This is a genomic window from Cellulomonas septica (assembly GCF_012396155.1).
Classification (GTDB): Bacteria; Actinomycetota; Actinomycetes; order Actinomycetales; family Cellulomonadaceae; genus Cellulomonas; species Cellulomonas septica.
On the sequence record NZ_JAAXOY010000862.1, the window covers coordinates 1 to 1,188 of the forward strand.

Annotated in this window: 2 protein-coding genes; both read left to right on the top strand. The window is 75.1% G+C overall.

Going from position 1 to position 1,188, the window contains the following annotated elements:
• Positions 1-28: 28 nt before the first annotated feature.
• Positions 29-760, top strand: a complete 732-nt coding sequence (locus HGA02_RS19845; protein ID WP_168681132.1) for an SDR family NAD(P)-dependent oxidoreductase — start codon at positions 29-31, stop codon at positions 758-760.
• A gap of 116 nt (positions 761-876) precedes the next feature.
• Positions 877-1,188: ATP-binding cassette domain-containing protein (locus HGA02_RS19850; RefSeq protein WP_425483085.1), on the top strand; the 312-nt coding region annotated here is incomplete at its 3' end.

Consider the following 1,188-nt stretch of genomic DNA (forward strand, 5'->3'; position numbering starts at 1 on the left):
CGACGCTCTTCCGATCTCGGAGGTCCGCATGGCACGGCTCGACGGATCGGTGGCGCTCGTCAGCGGCGGTGCCCGCGGGCTCGGCGCGGCGTACGTGCGCGCGCTGCACGCGGCGGGTGCGGCCGTCGTCGTCGGGGACGTGCTCGTCGAGGAGGCGCAGCGGCTGGCGGCCGACCTCGGCCCGGGGGTGCTCGCGGTGCCGCTCGACGTGACGTCGGAGGAGTCGTGGGCCGCGGCGGTCGAGGCGGCGGCGGCGCTCGGTGTCGTCGACGTGCTCGTCAACAACGCGGGGATCGCGAACGCCGGGCGGCTCGAGCGGTACGGCAAGGAGCAGTGGGACGCGGTGATCGCGGTCAACCTCACGGGCACGTTCCTCGGTGCGCGGGCGGTGGTGCCGGGCATGCGGGCCGCCGGGCGCGGCTCGATCGTCAACATCTCGTCGGTCGAGGGCATGCGGGGCGACGCGGGGCTGCACGGGTACGTGGCGTCGAAGTTCGGCGTGCGCGGCCTGACGAAGTCGCTCGCGGTCGAGCTGGGCCCGGCGGGGATCCGCGTGAACTCGGTGCACCCCGGGTTCGTGGTGACGCCCATGACCGAGCGTCTCGACGCGTCGCGCCAGCGCATCCCGCTCGGGCGCACGGCGACGCCCGACGACGTCGTGGGGGCGGTGCTGTTCCTCGCGTCCGCGGACTCGGCGTACGTGACCGGGACCGAGCTCGTGGTCGACGGCGGCATGATCGCCGGCGTCCCGCACGCCTGACCCGTGAGGCCGACGCCCGCAGGACACGCCCTGCGCGGTGTAGTCCATACCGGCTGGTCGGTTTCTGTTGTAGCCTCGGCGGATCGCGTCACGACGAGGTGCACGAGAGGTCGACCGTGAGTCTGCGCAGCCCGACAGCCGGACCGCCCACCGAGGAGGCGGCGCACACCGGGCCGCGCCTCGTCGTCCGCGGCCTCACGGTCCGCTTCGGCGGGCTCACCGCCGTCGAGGACGTCGACCTCGACGTGGCGGACGGCGAGGTCGTCGCCCTCATCGGCCCCAACGGCGCGGGCAAGACCACGGTGTTCAACGCCGTCTGCGGGCTCGTGCGACCCGCGCGCGGGACGGTCACCTTCGACGGGCGCCCGCTGGGGCCCACCGCGGGCCTCGCGCGCCGCGGCGTCGCCCGCACGCTCCAGGGTCTCGGG